The sequence below is a fragment of the Streptomyces sp. NPDC025638 genome (assembly GCF_055558775.1).
In genome coordinates, this window is record NZ_JBVHLX010000004.1 from 381,821 (window position 1) to 397,475 (window position 15,655).

A 15,655-nucleotide genomic window follows, 5' to 3' on the forward strand; every position below is an offset into this window, starting at 1 on the left:
GCACGGCCGGAGCGGCAACCAAAGGGCGGCTGGACCCCTTTGCAGCCGCCGCAACCGCCTCATCGAGATCGCGCCGGCGGGCTCAGCGCCGATCGACCCGGGTGACGGCCAGCAGCACCACAGCGGCCACCTGGATGGCGATGACCACCGTGATGAGCACGGGGACCGAGTAGCCGTACAGACCGCCCGTCAGGGCACCGCCGACCAGACTGGCCGCACCGACCACGCCCGCGAACAGGCCGTACGCGGTCGCCCGCCGTCCGCCGGGCACCAGGTCCGCGACCGTCGCGCGCAGGGTGGACTCCTGGATGCCCATGGCGGCACCCCACACCAGCGACCCGGCCACCGCGATCGCGACCGTGTCGGAGAACGCCAGCACCACGACGCCCGCGGTCAGTACCGGCAGAACCACCAGGACACGCGGGCCGACCCGGTCGTAGGCCCAACCGGTGGCCAGCGCCGCGACCGCGTCCACCGCCATCGCCGCCGCGTACAGCACCGGGACCCAGGCCGCGGTCAGCAGGTGCCGCTGGACCAGGTGGTAGGAGAGCACACCGAAGGTGGCGAACCCGGTCGTGGTGGCCGCGGTGAAACCGGCGTAGGTCCAGAACGCCCTCGGTAGCCGCCCGTCCCGCCGCTCCGGCGTCTCGGGCTGGGGCGCCGCGGCGGTCACCCCGCGTTCGTAGGCTTCCGGGTCGGGCACCCGGGCCCGTAGCCGGAACAGCAGCAGGAGTACGGCGATGCCAGGGACGGCGAGCACGCCGAGCGCGGGGCCGTAGTCGTTCCCGGTCAGCGCGAGCACGCCCGCCACCAGCAGCGGGCCGGCGATGGCGCCGATCTGGTCCAGCGCCTCGTGGACGGCGAAGCCCCGGCCCCTGCCGGTCGCGGCGGTGGCGTGTGACAGCAGGGTGTCCTTCGCGGGCGAGCGCACCGCCTTGCCGACGCGTTCGGCGATCACCAGCACGCACGCGGCCCACAGCACACCCGCCACGCCCAGCAGCGGCACCGTGACGACCGTCAGCGCGTACCCGGCGATCGCCAGGCCCCAGAATCGGCGGGTCCGATCCGCCATCGGCCCGGAGACCAGCCGCAGCCCCAGCGCCGCCGCCTCCCCGGCTCCGGTGACCGTCCCCACGACCAGGGAGGAGGCGCCCAGCGAGGCCAGCAGCGGGCCGGTGATCGAACGGGCGCCCTCGTAGACGACGTCCGCGAGCAGGCTGACCGTGCCGAACCAGACCACGAACCGCCACGGCCCCATCCCCGCCGACGACCGCTCCGGCTGCCGCCCCCCGGACACCGGCCGTGTCAGCCTTGTCATCGCTGCCTCCACGACACCAAGCGGCGCGTCACCGCCGCCGCGAGCCATACCGCCGCCGGCGCCGCGCACGGCGTCGCGGCCAGATACGCGAGCCCGGCCCGGGGACGACCACCCGCCACCAACTTCTGAAGGTCCACGGCATACGTGGAAAACGTCGTGAACCCGCCCAGCACCCCGGTCCCGAAGAACGGCCGGACCAGCCGGTGCGCCGCCCACACGTCCGTGATCAGCACCATGAACACGCCGATCACCGCGCAGCCCACGGCATTGACCCACAGCGTCGTCCACGGGAACGAGCCCGCCGCACCCGGCCACATCAGCGAAGCCCCGTACCGGGCCGACGCCCCGACCGCCCCGCCGAGCGCCACCACCGCCACGATCGGCCGCTGCGCCCGCCACGACTGCCGCCGCTGCGCGCGCACGTGCAGATCGACGTCGGGGTCCGTGGGCTCGTCCGTCACGCTGGAGTCGGGGGCAGTCATGTACGTACGTCTCCTACTCGCCGGTGCCCACGGACCTATGGGCACACTCCCTCGCAAGTAGGGACTGTCGGCGGCGTCGATGCCGCGGTTCGGGTACGGCGAGCCCCACCACCGCGATGTGACCGGAGATCACAACCGACGACCAGACTAGCGGCCGCCCGAGGCGAATCCCTAGCCGAGGAAGCTCAACCGGACCTGGCGGTTGGGGTTGTCCCGGTTGGTGTCCACCAGGCACACCGACTGCCACGTCCCCAGGACCAGGCGCCCGCCCAGCACCGGCAGGGTGGCGTGCGGGGGGACGATGGCCGGCAGGACGTGGTCGCGGCCGTGACCGGGGCTGCCGTGGCGGTGCTGCCAGCGGTCGTCGGCGGGCAGCAGGGTGTGCAGGGCGGCGAGGAGGTCGTCGTCGCTGCCGGCGCCCGTCTCGATGACGGCGATACCGGCGGTCGCGTGCGGGACGAAGAGGTTCAGCAGGCCGTCGCGGCCGCCGGCCGTCTCGCGCAGGAAGACCTCGCAGTCGCCGGTGAGGTCGACGACCCGCTCCCGTGAACCGGTGGCGACGTTCAGCACTCGTGTCGTGAAGGCATCTGACATGCCACCATCCTGACCCGTCCGCGCAACCCCGTTGACCGCCGGGTCGCCGCGCGCGGCCGCGTCGGGAAGATCCTCGGCCGGGGCCCTGTTGGCAGAGGCGTGAACAACACGCGCGAGGTCGAGGTAGTCGTCATAGGCGCTGGACAGGCCGGTCTGTCCAGCGCCTATCACCTGCGCCGCACCGGCTTCGAGCCGGACCGCGACTTCGTGGTGCTGGACCACGCCCCCGGTCCGGGCGGCGCCTGGCAGTTCCGCTGGCCGTCGCTGACGTACGGCAAGGTCCACGGGATGCACTCGCTGCCGGGCATGGAACTGGCGGACGCCGATCCGTCGCGGCCGTCGGCCGAGGTCGTCACCGAGTACTTCGACACCTACGAGCGCACCTTCGATCTGCGGGTACGGCGCCCGGTCGACGTACGGGCCGTGCGCGAGGGGGAGGACGGCAGGCTGCTCGTGGAGACCTCGGACGGCACCTGGTCGACGCGGGCGCTGATCAACGCAACCGGCACCTGGGACCGGCCGTTCTGGCCGCGCTGTTTCGGCCAGGAGACGTTCCGCGGGCGGCAGTTGCACACCGCTCAGTACGCGGGGCCCGAGGAGTTCGCCGGGCAGCCGGTGGTCGTGGTCGGCGGGGGTGCGTCCGGCACCCAGCATCTCCTGGAGATCGCCCCGCACGCGGCCGCCACCACCTGGGTCACCCGGCGGCCGCCGGTTTTCCGCGACGGGCCGTTCGACGAGAACGTGGGGCGGGCGGCTGTCGCGCTCGTGGAGGAGCGGGTGCGGCAGGGCCTCCCGCCCCGGAGTGTGGTCTCGGTCACGGGGCTGCCGCTCAACGACGCGATTCGGCAAGGGCTTCGGGACGGGATCCTGGACCGGCTGCCGATGTTCGACCGGATCACACCGGACGGGGTGGAATGGGAGGACGGCCGGCACGTGGACGCCGGCGTGATCCTGTGGGCGACCGGGTTCCGGGCCGCTCTGGACCATCTGGTCCCGCTGCGGCTGCGCGAGCCGGGCGGCGGGATCCGCATGGAGGGGACCCGCACGGTCGCCGACCCGCGGGTCCATCTCGTCGGCTACGGCCCCTCGGCGAGCACCATCGGCGCCAACCGCGCGGGACGCGCGGCCGTACGGGACATCAGGCGGCTGCTGGCCGAGGAGCCTGTCGCCGCGTGATGTCCCGTCGGGTCGTCGCCCGGGTCATTTCGGGGGCTGCGGGGTCGGGGACTGCTGCGCCGGGCTCTGGTGCTGCTGCGGGCTTCCGCTCCGCTGCGGGCTCTGGCTCCGGCTCCGGCTCCGGCTCCGGCTCTGGCTCTGGCTCTGGCTCTGCTGCGGCTCGCTGCTCTTCAGGTGTGCGTTGAACTCGGCCACGTTGCGCTGGTGCTCCGCGTAGTCGGCGGTGAAGCGGGTGTCGCCGGGCTTGACGGTGACGAAGTACAGCCAGTTGCCCTGCGGCGGGTTGAGCGCGGCATGCATCGCCTGCTCGCCGGGGTTGTGGATCGGCGTGGGCGGCAGGCCCATGCGCTGGTAGGAGTTGTAGGGGCTCTCGATCCGGGTGTCGTCCGTACTCGTTCTGAGCGTGCTGCGGTTCAGCGCGTAGTTGAGGGTGGAGTCCATCTGCAGCGGCATGCCGCGCTCCATCCGGTTGAAGACGACCCGGGCCACCTTCCCCATGTCCTCCTTCGTGGCGGCCTCGGCCTGGACGATGCTCGCGATGGTGACCGCCTGGTAGAGGTTCATGGCGTTGCGCTGCGCACCGGCCGCGAGCGGCGCCCGGTTGAATCGCTGGTTCGCCGTGTCGACCATGTACTGCAGCAGCGACTGCGGCGTGGCCTCCTCCCCGACCGGATACGTGGCCGGGAAGAGGTAGCCCTCCGGGTTGCCCTGGGCGTCGCTCGGCAGCTTCAGGCCGGCTTTGCCGATGGACTTGTGGGTGGTGCCCGCGGGCAGGGCGAGGACCTTGTCGACGGCGTCGTAGACCTGACTCGCGCGCCAGCCCTCCGGGATCACCAGGGTCTTGGACGTGGCGTTCCCGCCGCCGGCCACGTGCAGCAGCGGCACCGCCACGGCGGTGCCGGCCACGACGGCGCAGGTCACGAGGATGACGAGCTTGCCCCGGCGCGTCAGTCGAATCGTGCTCCGTGGCGGAGTGTTCTTCTGCATGCGGGCACGTTAACCCGCATATCTCCGCAAACCCGGCATATCGTCAGCTTGTCGGTTCCAGTTGCGCGTCCCGTCGGACCAGCGCCGCGTACCTGCCCTCCGCCTCCAACAGCTCCTCGTGCGTGCCGCGTTCCGCGATGTGCCCCGAGTCGAGGACCACGATCTGGTCGGCACCGCGAACGGTGGACAGCCGGTGCGCGATGGTCAGTGTCGTCCGGTTGGCCGACAGGGCGTCGATGGCCTCCTGGACGGCGTGCTCGGTGCGGGTGTCCAGGGCGCTGGTCGCCTCGTCGAGGATGAGGACCGGCGGGTCGCGCAGGATGGTGCGGGCGATGGCGAGGCGCTGCTTCTCGCCTCCCGAGAAGCGGTGCCCGCGTTCGCCGACGACCGTGTCGTAGCCGTCGGGCAGCGCGGCTATGTGGTCGTGGATCTGGGCCGCCTTCGCGGCCGCGTGCAGTTCCTCGTCGGTGGCGTCCGGCTTGGCGAAGCGGAGGTTGTCGGCGACCGAGGCGTGGAAGAGGTACGTCTCCTGCGAGACGACACCGACCGCCCGGGCGAGCGTGTCGAAGTCGAGGTCGCGGACGTCGACGCCGTCCAGGCTGACGCGGCCGCCGGTGACGTCGTACAGCCGGGGCACGAGATAGCCGAGCGTGGACTTGCCCGCGCCGGTCGGGCCGACGACCGCGAGACTGTTGCCCGCCGGGACGGTGATGTCGATGCCGTCGATGACCGGGCCGACCGCGTCATTGCCGCCGTCGTACCGGAACTCGACGCCCTCGAAGCGGACCTCGCCCTTGATGTGGTCGAGGTGGACCGGCTCGTCCCGCTCGGTGATGTCGATCGGCAGGTCGAGGTACTCGAAGATGCGCTGGAAGAGCGCCAGCGAGGTCTGGATCTGGACGCCGGTCGCCAGCAGGCTGACGGCGGGGCGGAACAGGCCCTGCTGGAGCGAGACGAAGGCGACGATGGTGCCGAGCGAGACCTGGGATCCGCCGGTCTGCAGGGCGACGCCCGCGGTCCAGTAGATGACGGCGGGCATGGCGGCCATGACGATCGTGATGACGGCCATCCGCCAGCGGCCGGCCATGTTCGACCTCACCTCGAGATCGACCAGTTGCTCGGACTCCTCCGCGAAGGACGCGGTGAGCGAGTCGGAGCGGCCCATGGTGCGGCCGAGCAGGATGCCACTGACCGACAGCGACTCCGTGACGGTGGCGGCCATCGCGGCCATCTGCTTCTGGCGCTGGGTGGTGATCTTCTTGCGCTCGTTGCCGACGCGGCGGCTGATCCAGACGAACACCGGCAGCAGGAGCAGCGAGACGACGGTCAGCCGCCAGTCGAGGGCGATCATCGCGACGATCGTGGCGACCACGCTGGTGAGGTTGGAGACCAGGGAGGTGGCGGTCGAGGTGACGGTGGCCTGCATGCCGCCGATGTCGTTGGCTATCCGCGACTGCACCTCGCCGGTGCGGGTGCGGGTGAAGAAGGCGAGCGACATGCGCTGCAGGCGGCCGTAGACGGCGGTGCGCAGGTCGTGCATGACGCGCTGGCCGACGGTCGTGGAGATCAGCGTCTGCAGCACGCCGAAGACGCTGGTCAGGACGGCGCTCAGGATCATGCCCAGGGCGAGCAGGCTCAGCAGGCCGGTGCGGCCCTGCGGGATCGCGATGTCGAGGGTCGCCTTGAGGAGGAACGGTGTGGCCACCGAGACCAGCGACGAGGCGCCGACCAGCAGGCCGACGATCGCGAGCCGGCCGCGATAGGGGCGGAAGAGCTTCAGGATGCGGCGCACCTGTCGGGGCTGATCCCCGGCGGGGTCGGAGGGTGTCCAGGAGGGTTCACGGTCGGGATGCATGGGCTCCTACGGAGGTGTGCGGGCGTCGGCGCGGACGTCGGCCGACGATGACTGACGGAGCATAGCTCATTGTTACCTATGTTCACAATGAACTAGGTCCTGATATTGTTCCCGCATGACCACCCCCGATCCCGAGGGCCAGCTCGCCGAGCAGCTGCTGCGGCTCACCCGTCGGGTGCACCGGATCCAGAAGCGCCATCTGCAGCAGCGCGAGCTGGGCATCACCCCGGCGCAGTCCCGCCTGCTGCGCACCCTCGCGCACTACGGCTCGCCGCCGCGCATGGCCGACCTCGCCGAGCGCCTGGAGGTGGTGCCGAGGGCGGTGACGACGCTGGTCGACGGGCTTGAGGCGAGCGGCAGGGTGCGCCGGGTGCCCGATCCGACGAACCGCCGGGTCACCCGGATCGAGCTGACCGACGACGGGCACAGGACGCTGGGTGAGCTGCGCCGTGCGCGCCGGTCGGCGGCGGAGGAGATCCTGGCCCCGCTGTCGGACGAGCAGCGCGTGCTGCTCGGCGGGCTGCTGGACACGCTGATCGACGGGGAGGCCGTGACGCGCTGCTGATCGGCGGACGTACAGACGTACAGAAGGCCGCGGCTCCCACTCCGTACCGGTGGAGTGGGAGCCGCGGCGCGTCCGGATACCGTCGGCCGGCCTCAGCAGCCGCTGTCGTCCCGCGTGAGCATCCCCTGGACGGTGGTCAGGGAGCGGTCGTAGCAGCCGTCCGACCCGTACAGCCGGTAGCGCTCGCTCGTCGTACCGACCGCATGGCGCTGGTCGCGGGGCACGTTCACGGTGTACGAGGCATCACCGGTGTAGGTGTCGTCGAACCGCGACCACGCCGTGCGCCGGCCCTCCCGCGTCTCCACGACCGCCGCGCGGTCGCCGAGCGTCAGGACGGTGCGCAGCCGGTCGTCCGTGCCGAGGGTCGTGGTGCCGTCCATCGTGTAGGTCCGGTGCGTGTGTGCCGTCCGCGCCGGACCGCGTCCGTCGACCGTGACGGTCTCGTCGTCCGTCCAGGTGGCGACCAGTCCGTCGGTCGTCTCACCGTCGGTCCAGCGATGGGCGGATGTGTTCGCCAGCGTACGGCGGACGGTGGTCGTGACACGGCCGTGCGAGGTGTCGACGTATCCGGCGACGGTCAGCCGGTGACCGGCCTCGGTGTCGACGCGGTGCTCCGTGGAACCGGGCGTGTACGTCGAGGAGTCGGCGAGGTCGCCGGCCTTGTCCACGGTGAGGCTGCCGGTGACGTGCGCGCGGTGCGGGTCCTGCCACACCAGCACGTTCACGGGGGCGCTCCAGCCGGTCTGCCCCTCGGGAACACCGACGACGGAGACCTCGACGCGGTGCGGGCGGCCGTCGTTGAGCAGCCCGGCGAAGGGGGTCAGGTCGTATTCGATCGGCTTGACGTCGAAGGCGCGCGGGCCCGGAATGACGTACCAGAGGAAGGGGTTGGACCAGCCGCCGGTCCACACGTGGGGGAACGGCGCGGCGATTCCGGCCAGTTGGCCGTCGACCTTGATCTGCACCTCGCGGTAGGGGCCGTGGTCGGCCTTGCAGGAGTACGGCGCCGGGTCGGCCACCGTGAGATACCAGAACTCCTCGCAGCCGCCGCCGGATCCGGTGGCGTACACCTCGGCGACGATGCGCTCGCTGTTGCGTGGCGTGGTGACGGTCGTGCCGCCGGCCGTGTCGGCGAGGGTGAGGACACGGTCGGGGGCGGTGGACCTGGCAACGCCGCTGCCCTGATAGAAGGTCAGCGTGACCTTGACGTCGATGACGCCGGTGTAGGTGTCGTCGACGACGTTGCCGATGAGCATCTCGACGTCCTGCGGGCTGCGGAAGGTGTCGCTGTAGCGCGTGACGTCCTTCTCGACGGACCACTCGATGCCGTCCGGGGACGGCTCGGGTGTCGACGTACGGAGCACCTCCACACCCCCGACGTGCAGCTGGCCGAGCCGGTCGTACTGACGGCCCTTCACCTTGCCGTCGAGACGCAGGACCACCTTGCTCCAGCGGTCGCCGCAGCCCTCGGGTGGTGTGTACCTGCCCTTGTACGGGGTGAAGTCACGGAACTGCGCCTCGGCGAGGGTCACCCGGCAGGACGTGCCGCCCGGCTCGGCGACCGGCGGGGCGGCGGTGACCGGGTCGTGCCAGTCGGTGCCGAACTCGGCGGGGACGTCGGAGGACCGGGCGGCGGCCGAAGGGGCGGGGGCGACCTGCGTGGAGGCGGCCTGCACGATGGCTGCCTGGATGGGGGCGGCCTGCGCGGGGGCGGGTCTCGCTCCGACGAGAGTGCCCGCCAGGAGGGTCGCTCCGGCGAGCATGGACATGACTATCCGGCTTCTCATGGCCGGTGTTCTACGGGGATCGAGGCGCCCGCCGCAATGAGGCCCCGCGCGATCAGGCCGCCAACTCGCCCCTGTCCCCCATCACCACCACGGGGTGCCGGTCCGGATCGAGCGTGCGCAACAGGTACTCCATGTCGGACTTGGACATGCTGACGCATCCCGATGTACCGCTGCCGTGGTCCATGTGCAGCCAGATGCTCCCGCCCCGCTCCTCGCCCTCGGGGCGCCGCGGGTCGTTCGGCGGTGTTCCCTTGACCCGGTTGTAGTCGATGGCGATGACGTAGTCGAAGTCGTGCCAGTGCGACTCTGCCCACCAGCGCGGGGCGGCGAAGGACGGGTCCTGTGTGTACGGCAGCCCGGCACCGGGATCGTCGAGCACACCCCCCGCATCGGTCAGCGTGAACACGCCGACGGGGCTGCGCCGGTCGCCGGAGTGGTGATCGGTGGTCCAGCCTCTCTTGCCGTTGTGCCCCGCCCAACTGCGTGTCCGCTGCCAGGCCGTGCCGTGCCTGGTGTACAGCACGACCGTGGACCGCGCCGAGTCCTTGCCCTCCCCGTAGACCGCCACCACCTGCCCGGACTCGGCCGGAATCCGCCGCTGCAGACGGTCACCGACGTCCGGAATACGGGTGGGGTCGTGACTTTCGGCGCGGGACGGCGGCCCAGCGTGTCCGACGCCCTCCGGGTCACCCTCGTCGCGCGCCGCCGTGCCGCACGCGGACAGAGCCGTCAGAAGGGTCCCCAGGGCCGCCACCACGACCACCACACGTCGCACACCGTCGATCCGCACCGGGTCATCCTGGCACTGCTCACCGGGACGGGGGTCCACGGGTACCCCCTTGGTGTGCAGCCGAGGGCGCCCGCGCCGCGATGAGTTCCGGCCGGGTCGCGAGTCTGTTCTGGTGACCGTAGGAGGACGGCGTACGACGCTGCCCCGCACGAGACACCACGGAGGACACGATGACGACCACGCCGAACGACCCGACCCCGGCGCTGCCCGGCCGCCCGCCCGTGGTCGACCTGGCCACCTGGCAGACCGCTCGTGACGAGTTGCTGGTCCGCGAGAAGGCCCACACCCGCGAGGGCGACGCCCTCGCCGCGGCCCGCCGCCGGCTGCCGATGGTGGAGTTCGACGGGACGGTCGAGGTCGTGGGACCCGACGGCCCGGTCCCGTTCCTGGATCTGTTCCAGGGCCGCGACGAGCTCGTGGTCTACAAGCACATGTGGTACGACGGCGCGCCGCACCAGGGGCAGTGCGAGGGCTGCACGACCACGGCCTGGCACCTGAAGGACGCGGTCTACCTCAACGCCCGCGGCGTCTCGTACGCCGTCCTGACCACGGGCCGGTGGGACGAGGTGGCCTGCTACGTCGAGTTCATGGGCTACACCCAGCCCTGGTACTCGGTGCGCGACGTGGAGGCGCCGGTCGGCGGCGACATGGGGTACATCACCTGCTTCCTTCGCGACGGCGACCGCGTGTTCCTCACCTACTCCACGACGGGCCGTGGCAACGAGCGGGTCAACGGGTCCCTCGGCCTGCTCGACATGACGCCCTACGGTCGCGGCGAGGCATGGGAGGACAACCCCAAGGGCTGGCCCGAGGGCCTCAGCCCGTGCTGGTCCTGGCGCTCGGACGCGGACGGGAACGCCACCTGGGGCCCGACCAGCCGCCCCGTGCCGCAGTGGACCCGCCCCGGCGCGACCCCCGTGGAGACCCTCGGCCGACACGGCCACCACCACTGACACGGCAGGGGGCCTCGCATCGGGACGACGGCGGGCCCGTGTGGATGCTTCGTGGCTGAATCGTGGCGCCGGCAAGCGCGTCCCATCACACCGGTGTTGACCTGGCAACCATCAGCAAACCCCAGTGACACTCCTGACGCACGGGCCGCTGAACGAAGTGACCCCGGGCGGGGTCACAGGCGCCTGCCACTCCGGGGGGAGGCGAGTGGGCGCCGACGCGCAGGGGCGGGCCCGTTTGCCTTCCGTGACGGGTCTGCCCCTGCACGCTTTCTCCCGACGCCGTGGCGCACCCCTGACCTGGCTCGCCGCCAAGGTTCATGGAAAACCGTTTGATTTCGACCACGCTCCGACGCGAACCTTTCACGGCTTGTTGCCGCTCCCCCCGCCTGACACGAGCCACTGGGACGTCATGCAGATTCAAGACCTTCCGTATCCCGACCCGGGCGTACCGGACGCTCGTTCGGGTCCCCGATTCCTGTGGTGGCTGGGGCGGAACCAACTGGGCGGACAGCTGAAGGCGCTGGCCTGGGGCCTGCTGCACTTCGTGTCCGTCTCCGCGCTGCCGTTCTGCGTCGGCCTCGCCGTCCAGGCGGTCGTCGACCGCTCCGGCACCCGGCTGGCCCTGACCGGCCTGCTGATGGTGCTGTGCGGTGCGGGCATCGCCGTGGGCGACACCTTCCTGCACCGGACCGCCGTCACCAACTGGATCACGGCAGCCGCCCGCGTTCAGCAACTGCTCGCCCGCAAGGCCGCCCAGTTGGGCTCGGCGCTGACCCGGCGGGTGGCGGCCGGCGAAGTGGTGGCCGTCTCGACCGGCGACGTGGAGAAGATCGGCTGGTTCGTCGAGGCCGTGTCACGTTTCACGGCGGCCGCGCTGACGGTCGTCGTGGTCTGCGTCGGCCTGGTCGTCTACCAGCCGGCGCTCGGCGTGATCGTCGCGGTCGGGCTGCCCGTGGTGGCGTTCGCCGTGCTGCCGCTGCTGCCCCGGGCGACCCGGCGCGCCGACCTCCAGCGCGAGAAGGCCGGCCGGGCCACCGAGCTGGCCTCGGACACCGTCGCCGGACTGCGCGTACTGCGCGGCATCGGCGGCGAGGACCTGTTCCTCGACCGCTACCGCCGCGCCTCTCAGGAGGTGCGGCACGCGGCCGTACGCAGCGCCCGGATGTGGGCCTTGATCTCCGCGATCCAGGTACTGCTGCCGGGGCTGCTGCTGATCGCGGTCGTCCGGCACGGCATCGACCTGGCCCACCAGGGCCGGATCACCGTCGGCGAACTCGTCACCGTCTACAGCGCGGTCATGATCCTCACCTACCCCCTGCGTCACTTCGAGGAGATCGCCATGGCGTACTCCTTCTCGCGCCCGTCGGCCAAACGGGCCGCGCGGGTACTGTCCCTGGAACGGGCCACGGACACCGCGGGGGCACGCGAGGCCCAGCTGCCGGGCGGCGACCTGTGCGACCCCGCCACCGGACTGCTCGCGCCGAGCGGCCGGTTCACCGCCGTGGTGTGCGGCGATCCGGACGCGGCGGGGCGGCTCGCGGAACGGCTCGGCGGGCATCCCACCGAGACCGGTGTGCCGGTCCTGCTCGGGGGTGTGCCGCTCGACGAACTGCCCCTGGAATCCGCCCGCACCGCCGTCCTCGTCCAGGACAAGGACCCGGTGCTGCTGTCCGGTTCGCTGCGCGAGCTGCTCGACGTCCCCACATCCGGTGCCGTATCGGCCGAGGGCGCGCTGGCCGCCGCGCAGTGCGGGGACGTCCTGGAGGCGCTCGCACAGGGCTCGCTGGACGCGGCCGACCCGATGGACACCAGGATCACCGAGCGGGGACGCTCGCTGTCGGGCGGCCAGCGCCAGCGGCTCGCGCTGGCCCGGTCCCTGATCACCGACCCCGCGGTGCTCGTCCTGGACGAACCGACCTCCGCCGTCGACTCGCACACCGAGGCCCGCATCGCGGAGGGGGTGCGGCAGTTGCGGACGGGGCGCACGACCGTGGTGTTCACCTCGTCGCCTCTCCTGCTGGACTGGGCGGACCGGGTGGTCCTGGTGCACGAGGGCGAGGTCGCGGCGGTCGGTGTGCACCGCGAACTGGTGCGCACGGAACCCCGGTACCGGGCGGTCGTGACCCGCGAGACCGAGGACGGGACAGCCGCCCTGCGGGGTGTGTCGGACCACCACGAGGCCGCCCGGCGAGGCGCGTTCGAAGAGATCGAGGAGAGCGCATGATCGGCGTCGCGCCACCGGCGTACGACCCGGCAGCCCCGACGACGGCCACCACCCTGCCCGTCGGTGCCACCGCAACCGTCCGCGACTATGTGGCCGAACTGTTCCGCCGGCACCGCCGTGCCTTCCTGCTCCTCATCGGCGTCAACACCGTGGCCGTGATGGCCTCCATGGCGGGCCCCTATCTGCTGGGCGGGCTCGTCGAGAGGGTGTCCGACGGAGCGCGGGAACTCCATCTCGGCCTGACCGTCGGGCTCTTCGTGCTCGCGCTGGTCGTGCAGGCCGTGTTCGTACGCGAAGTACGGCTGCGCGGCGCGATGCTCGGCGAACGGATGCTGGCCGACCTGCGCGAGGACTTCCTCGTGCGCTCGGTCGGCCTGCCACCGGGCGTCCTGGAGCGGGCGGGCACGGGCGACCTGCTGTCCCGGATCACCACGGACATCGACCGGCTCGGCAACGCCATGCGTGAGGCGGTGCCGCAGCTGGCCATCGGCTCCGTGTGGGTCGTGCTGCTGCTCGGCGGACTGGTCGTCACCGCGCCACCGCTCGCGGCCGCGGTACTGCTCGCCGTGCCGGTGCTGGTCGTGGGGTGCCGCTGGTACTTCAGGCGGGCACCGTCCGGCTACCGCTCGGAGGCCGCCGGATACGCCGCCGTGGCCGCCTCGCTCGCCGAGACCGTGGACGCCGGCCGCACCGTCGAGGCGCACCGCCTCGGCGACCGCCGCGTCGCCCTGTCGGATCGGCGGATCAAGGAGTGGACGGCCTGGGAGCGGTACACCCTGTGGCTGAGGTCCGTGCTCTTCCCGGTGATCAGCACCGTGCATGTGCTGGTGCTCGGCTCGGTGCTGATGGCCGGCGGGGTCTTCGTCCTGAACGGCTGGATCGACGTGGGTCAGCTGACGACCGGCGCGCTCATCGCCCAGATGCTCGTCGACCCGGTGAACCTGATCCTCCGCTGGTACGACGAGGTACAGGTCGCCCAGGTGTCGCTGGCCCGCCTGGTCGGTGTCCGCGACATCGAGCCGGAGGCCGGGGACGCCTCGCTGGCCCCCGACGGACGCGACGTGCACGCGGACCGGGTCCACTTCGGCTACCGCGAGGGCGTCGACGTCCTGCGCAAGGTGTCGCTGGAGGTCGCGCCCGGCACCCGGCTGGCCCTGGTCGGCCCGTCCGGCGCGGGCAAGTCCACGCTGGGCAGGCTGCTCGCCGGCATCTACGCGCCCCGGGACGGCCGGATCACCCTGGGCGGCGCCGAACTGTCCCGGATGCCCGCGGAACGGGTCCGCTCCCACGTCGCCCTCGTCAACCAGGAACACCATGTGTTCGTGGGCTCCCTGCGCGACAACCTCCTGCTCGCCCGCACCGACGCCGTCGACGCCGAGCTGTGGGCGGCCCTGGGCGCGGTGGACGCGGACGCCTGGGCGCGGGCACTGGACGACGGCCTGGACACCGAGGTCGGTTCGGGCGGTGTGGCGCTCACCCCGGCCCAGGCCCAGCAGATCGCGCTGGCCCGGCTGGTCCTGGCCGACCCGCACACGCTCGTCCTGGACGAGGCGACCTCGCTCCTCGACCCGCGCGCGGCCCGCCATCTGGAGCGGTCCCTCGCCCGCGTCCTCGACGGCCGCACTGTGGTCGCCATCGCCCACCGCCTGCACACCGCCCACGACGCCGACGTCATCGCCGTCGTCGAGAACGGCCGCATCAGCGAGCTCGGCAGCCACGACCAGCTCGTAGCGGCGGACGGAGCCTACGCGGCGCTTTGGCGGTCCTGGCACGGGTGAGCGAACAGGCAGGTCACCGGGCCCATGACAGCCGGCCGGGGTGGGGCGGGAGCCACCCCGGCAAAGCCGCCGGTCCGGAAGCGGCCGGCCCGGACAGCAGCAGCCCCGCCCCGCGCCGGGCCGCCCTGCCGGCCGCCTCGGACCGTGGCGCGGACGTGCACCCCCAGGCCAGGGCCCGTGCCGTTGCGCGGTGCCGAACCGGGGTGGAAGGCTGGAGAGCAGCACCGGTTCGGGGGACACCCGGGAACCGTCCGGTTCGAGCCGGGTGAAACTCGTGCCGCGCGCGCCGACGGCCCTGCGCCGACCGTGGTGAGAAGGAGCCGTCCCCAGCACCTGGAGGTACCCGTGGACAGCGCCGACGGATGGGGAGACGACGTCTACCAGCCCGATGGATCCGAGATCCAGGAGGACTCGGGGCTGCTCGACGCGGAGGACACGCTGGTCGCCGACGGTGTCGACGATCCCCTCGACCGGGGCTGGTCCCCTCCCGAGCGGCCGTGGGCCGTGGAGCACACCGGCGTGACGGCGGCGGAGCGCCACCAGGGCGAGACCCTCGACCAGCGCCTCGCCGAGGAGCTGCCCGATCTCGCCGCACCGGACGACGACGGCATCGGCGACTGCCAGGGCACCGACGGCGAACTCCTGGACAACGAGGTCGGCGGGCTCCGCTCCGGCCGCCTCGTGGCACCCGACGAAGGCGCGCACGAGGACGAGGAGAGCGCCCTCGTCGCCACCGACGTCGGGATCGACGGCGCCGGCGCCTCCGCCGAGGAGGCCGCGATGCACATCGTGGACGAGGACACCTACTACGGCTGACCCCGACGTCCACCACCCGCCTGCCGCCCCGTGCGAGGAGCATCCATGCAGCAGGACAACCACCCCGACTACCATCCCGTGGTCTTCCGCGACCGCTCCGCCGGATACGCCTTCCTGACCCGGTCCACCGCGACCAGCGACCAGCGCATCGAGTGGGACGACGGCGAGACGTACCCCGTGGTCGACGTCGAGATCTCCTCGGAGAGCCACCCCTTCTACACGGGCAAGGCCCGCACGGTCGACTCGGAGGGCCGCGTCGCACGCTTCGAGCGGCGCTACGGCGGGGCCGGGCAGGACCCCGACGGGAGCCGGGGAGCCGGCTGACCCCGG

14 protein-coding genes are annotated in these 15,655 nt (G+C 72.1%); 7 read left to right on the top strand and 7 right to left on the bottom strand.

Translation table 11 applies throughout. From position 1 onward, the window contains the following. Window positions 1–82: 82 nt before the first annotated feature. The 3 genes from ACZ4EG_RS12715 to ACZ4EG_RS12725 all read right to left on the bottom strand — a co-directional run bounded on the left by ACZ4EG_RS12715 (window position 83) and on the right by ACZ4EG_RS12725 (window position 2,394). Window positions 83–1,318 carry an MFS transporter gene (locus tag ACZ4EG_RS12715; RefSeq protein WP_467790645.1) on the bottom strand — a complete coding sequence of 412 codons (1,236 nt, stop codon included), beginning with the start codon at window positions 1,316–1,318 and terminating at the stop codon, window positions 83–85. Further along, a complete protein-coding gene (gene crcB / locus ACZ4EG_RS12720; RefSeq protein ID WP_467790646.1) occupies window positions 1,315–1,800 on the bottom strand; it encodes a fluoride efflux transporter CrcB in 486 nt (161 codons plus the stop codon). Before crcB ends, ACZ4EG_RS12715 begins: the two co-directional genes overlap by 4 nt. Before the next feature lie 171 nt (window positions 1,801–1,971). Beyond that, window positions 1,972–2,394, bottom strand: coding sequence for a YjbQ family protein (locus ACZ4EG_RS12725; RefSeq protein WP_453558478.1), 423 nt, complete (start codon window positions 2,392–2,394; stop codon window positions 1,972–1,974). 99 nt (window positions 2,395–2,493) lie between these two features. On the opposite strand from ACZ4EG_RS12725, the gene ACZ4EG_RS12730 reads away from it, so the two are divergent. Further along, window positions 2,494–3,570, top strand: coding sequence for an NAD(P)-binding domain-containing protein (locus tag ACZ4EG_RS12730; protein ID WP_467790647.1), 1,077 nt, complete (start codon window positions 2,494–2,496; stop codon window positions 3,568–3,570). A gap of 24 nt (window positions 3,571–3,594) precedes the next feature. On the opposite strand, the gene mltG is transcribed toward ACZ4EG_RS12730, so the two are convergent. Together mltG and ACZ4EG_RS12740 are read right to left on the bottom strand one after the other, a co-directional pair. Next, on the bottom strand, window positions 3,595–4,557 hold the full coding sequence (gene mltG / locus ACZ4EG_RS12735) for an endolytic transglycosylase MltG (protein ID WP_467790648.1): 963 nt from the start codon (window positions 4,555–4,557) through the stop codon (window positions 3,595–3,597). Between the two features lie 43 nt (window positions 4,558–4,600). Continuing rightward, the gene (locus ACZ4EG_RS12740) at window positions 4,601–6,412 is read right to left on the bottom strand and encodes an ABC transporter ATP-binding protein (protein ID WP_467790649.1); all 1,812 of its coding nucleotides are present in this window, start codon (window positions 6,410–6,412) and stop codon (window positions 4,601–4,603) included. A gap of 115 nt (window positions 6,413–6,527) precedes the next feature. Here ACZ4EG_RS12740 and ACZ4EG_RS12745 point away from each other — a divergent pair, with 115 nt between their 5' ends. Continuing rightward, entirely contained in the window at window positions 6,528–6,977 is a 450-nt protein-coding gene (locus ACZ4EG_RS12745) for a MarR family winged helix-turn-helix transcriptional regulator (RefSeq protein WP_467790650.1), read from the top strand. Between the two features lie 92 nt (window positions 6,978–7,069). On the opposite strand, the gene ACZ4EG_RS12750 is transcribed toward ACZ4EG_RS12745, so the two are convergent. Beyond that, window positions 7,070–8,764, bottom strand: coding sequence for a peptide-N4-asparagine amidase (locus ACZ4EG_RS12750; RefSeq protein WP_467790651.1), 1,695 nt, complete (start codon window positions 8,762–8,764; stop codon window positions 7,070–7,072). 52 nt (window positions 8,765–8,816) lie between these two features. After that, window positions 8,817–9,593, bottom strand: a complete 777-nt coding sequence (locus tag ACZ4EG_RS12755; RefSeq protein WP_467790652.1) for a L,D-transpeptidase family protein — start codon at window positions 9,591–9,593, stop codon at window positions 8,817–8,819. A 131-nt stretch (window positions 9,594–9,724) separates the two neighbouring features. On the opposite strand from ACZ4EG_RS12755, the gene ACZ4EG_RS12760 reads away from it, so the two are divergent. From ACZ4EG_RS12760 to ACZ4EG_RS12780, 5 genes are all read left to right on the top strand, one after another. Continuing rightward, window positions 9,725–10,507: a DUF899 domain-containing protein gene (locus ACZ4EG_RS12760; RefSeq protein ID WP_467790653.1), complete on the top strand. Its 783-nt coding sequence runs from the start codon at window positions 9,725–9,727 to the stop codon at window positions 10,505–10,507. A 409-nt stretch (window positions 10,508–10,916) separates the two neighbouring features. Further along, window positions 10,917–12,731 carry an ABC transporter ATP-binding protein gene (locus ACZ4EG_RS12765; RefSeq protein WP_467790654.1) on the top strand — a complete coding sequence of 605 codons (1,815 nt, stop codon included), beginning with the start codon at window positions 10,917–10,919 and terminating at the stop codon, window positions 12,729–12,731. Further along, window positions 12,728–14,509 carry an ABC transporter ATP-binding protein gene (locus tag ACZ4EG_RS12770; protein ID WP_467790655.1) on the top strand — a complete coding sequence of 594 codons (1,782 nt, stop codon included), beginning with the start codon at window positions 12,728–12,730 and terminating at the stop codon, window positions 14,507–14,509. The genes ACZ4EG_RS12765 and ACZ4EG_RS12770 overlap by 4 nt, the downstream gene beginning before the upstream one ends. Before the next feature lie 345 nt (window positions 14,510–14,854). Next, window positions 14,855–15,325, top strand: a complete 471-nt coding sequence (locus tag ACZ4EG_RS12775) for a DUF5709 domain-containing protein (protein WP_390710487.1) — start codon at window positions 14,855–14,857, stop codon at window positions 15,323–15,325. Window positions 15,326–15,370: 45 nt separating this feature from the next. Next, the gene (locus ACZ4EG_RS12780; protein ID WP_453558451.1) at window positions 15,371–15,649 is read left to right on the top strand and encodes a type B 50S ribosomal protein L31; all 279 of its coding nucleotides are present in this window, start codon (window positions 15,371–15,373) and stop codon (window positions 15,647–15,649) included. Window positions 15,650–15,655: the final 6 nt, after the last annotated feature.

Bases quoted from the DNA above. Each gene is read 5' to 3' on its own strand.
- ACZ4EG_RS12715 (WP_467790645.1), bottom strand. From the start codon at position 1,318: ATGACAAGGCTGACACGGCCGGTGTCCGGGGGGCGGCAGCCGGAGCGG.
- crcB (WP_467790646.1), bottom strand. From the start codon at position 1,800: ATGACTGCCCCCGACTCCAGCGTGACGGACGAGCCCACGGACCCCGAC.
- ACZ4EG_RS12725 (WP_453558478.1), bottom strand. From the start codon at position 2,394: ATGTCAGATGCCTTCACGACACGAGTGCTGAACGTCGCCACCGGTTCA.
- mltG (WP_467790648.1), bottom strand. From the start codon at position 4,557: ATGCAGAAGAACACTCCGCCACGGAGCACGATTCGACTGACGCGCCGG.
- ACZ4EG_RS12740 (WP_467790649.1), bottom strand. From the start codon at position 6,412: ATGCATCCCGACCGTGAACCCTCCTGGACACCCTCCGACCCCGCCGGG.
- ACZ4EG_RS12745 (WP_467790650.1), top strand. From the start codon at position 6,528: ATGACCACCCCCGATCCCGAGGGCCAGCTCGCCGAGCAGCTGCTGCGG.
- ACZ4EG_RS12750 (WP_467790651.1), bottom strand. From the start codon at position 8,764: ATGAGAAGCCGGATAGTCATGTCCATGCTCGCCGGAGCGACCCTCCTG.
- ACZ4EG_RS12760 (WP_467790653.1), top strand. From the start codon at position 9,725: ATGACGACCACGCCGAACGACCCGACCCCGGCGCTGCCCGGCCGCCCG.
- ACZ4EG_RS12765 (WP_467790654.1), top strand. From the start codon at position 10,917: ATGCAGATTCAAGACCTTCCGTATCCCGACCCGGGCGTACCGGACGCT.
- ACZ4EG_RS12770 (WP_467790655.1), top strand. From the start codon at position 12,728: ATGATCGGCGTCGCGCCACCGGCGTACGACCCGGCAGCCCCGACGACG.
- ACZ4EG_RS12780 (WP_453558451.1), top strand. From the start codon at position 15,371: ATGCAGCAGGACAACCACCCCGACTACCATCCCGTGGTCTTCCGCGAC.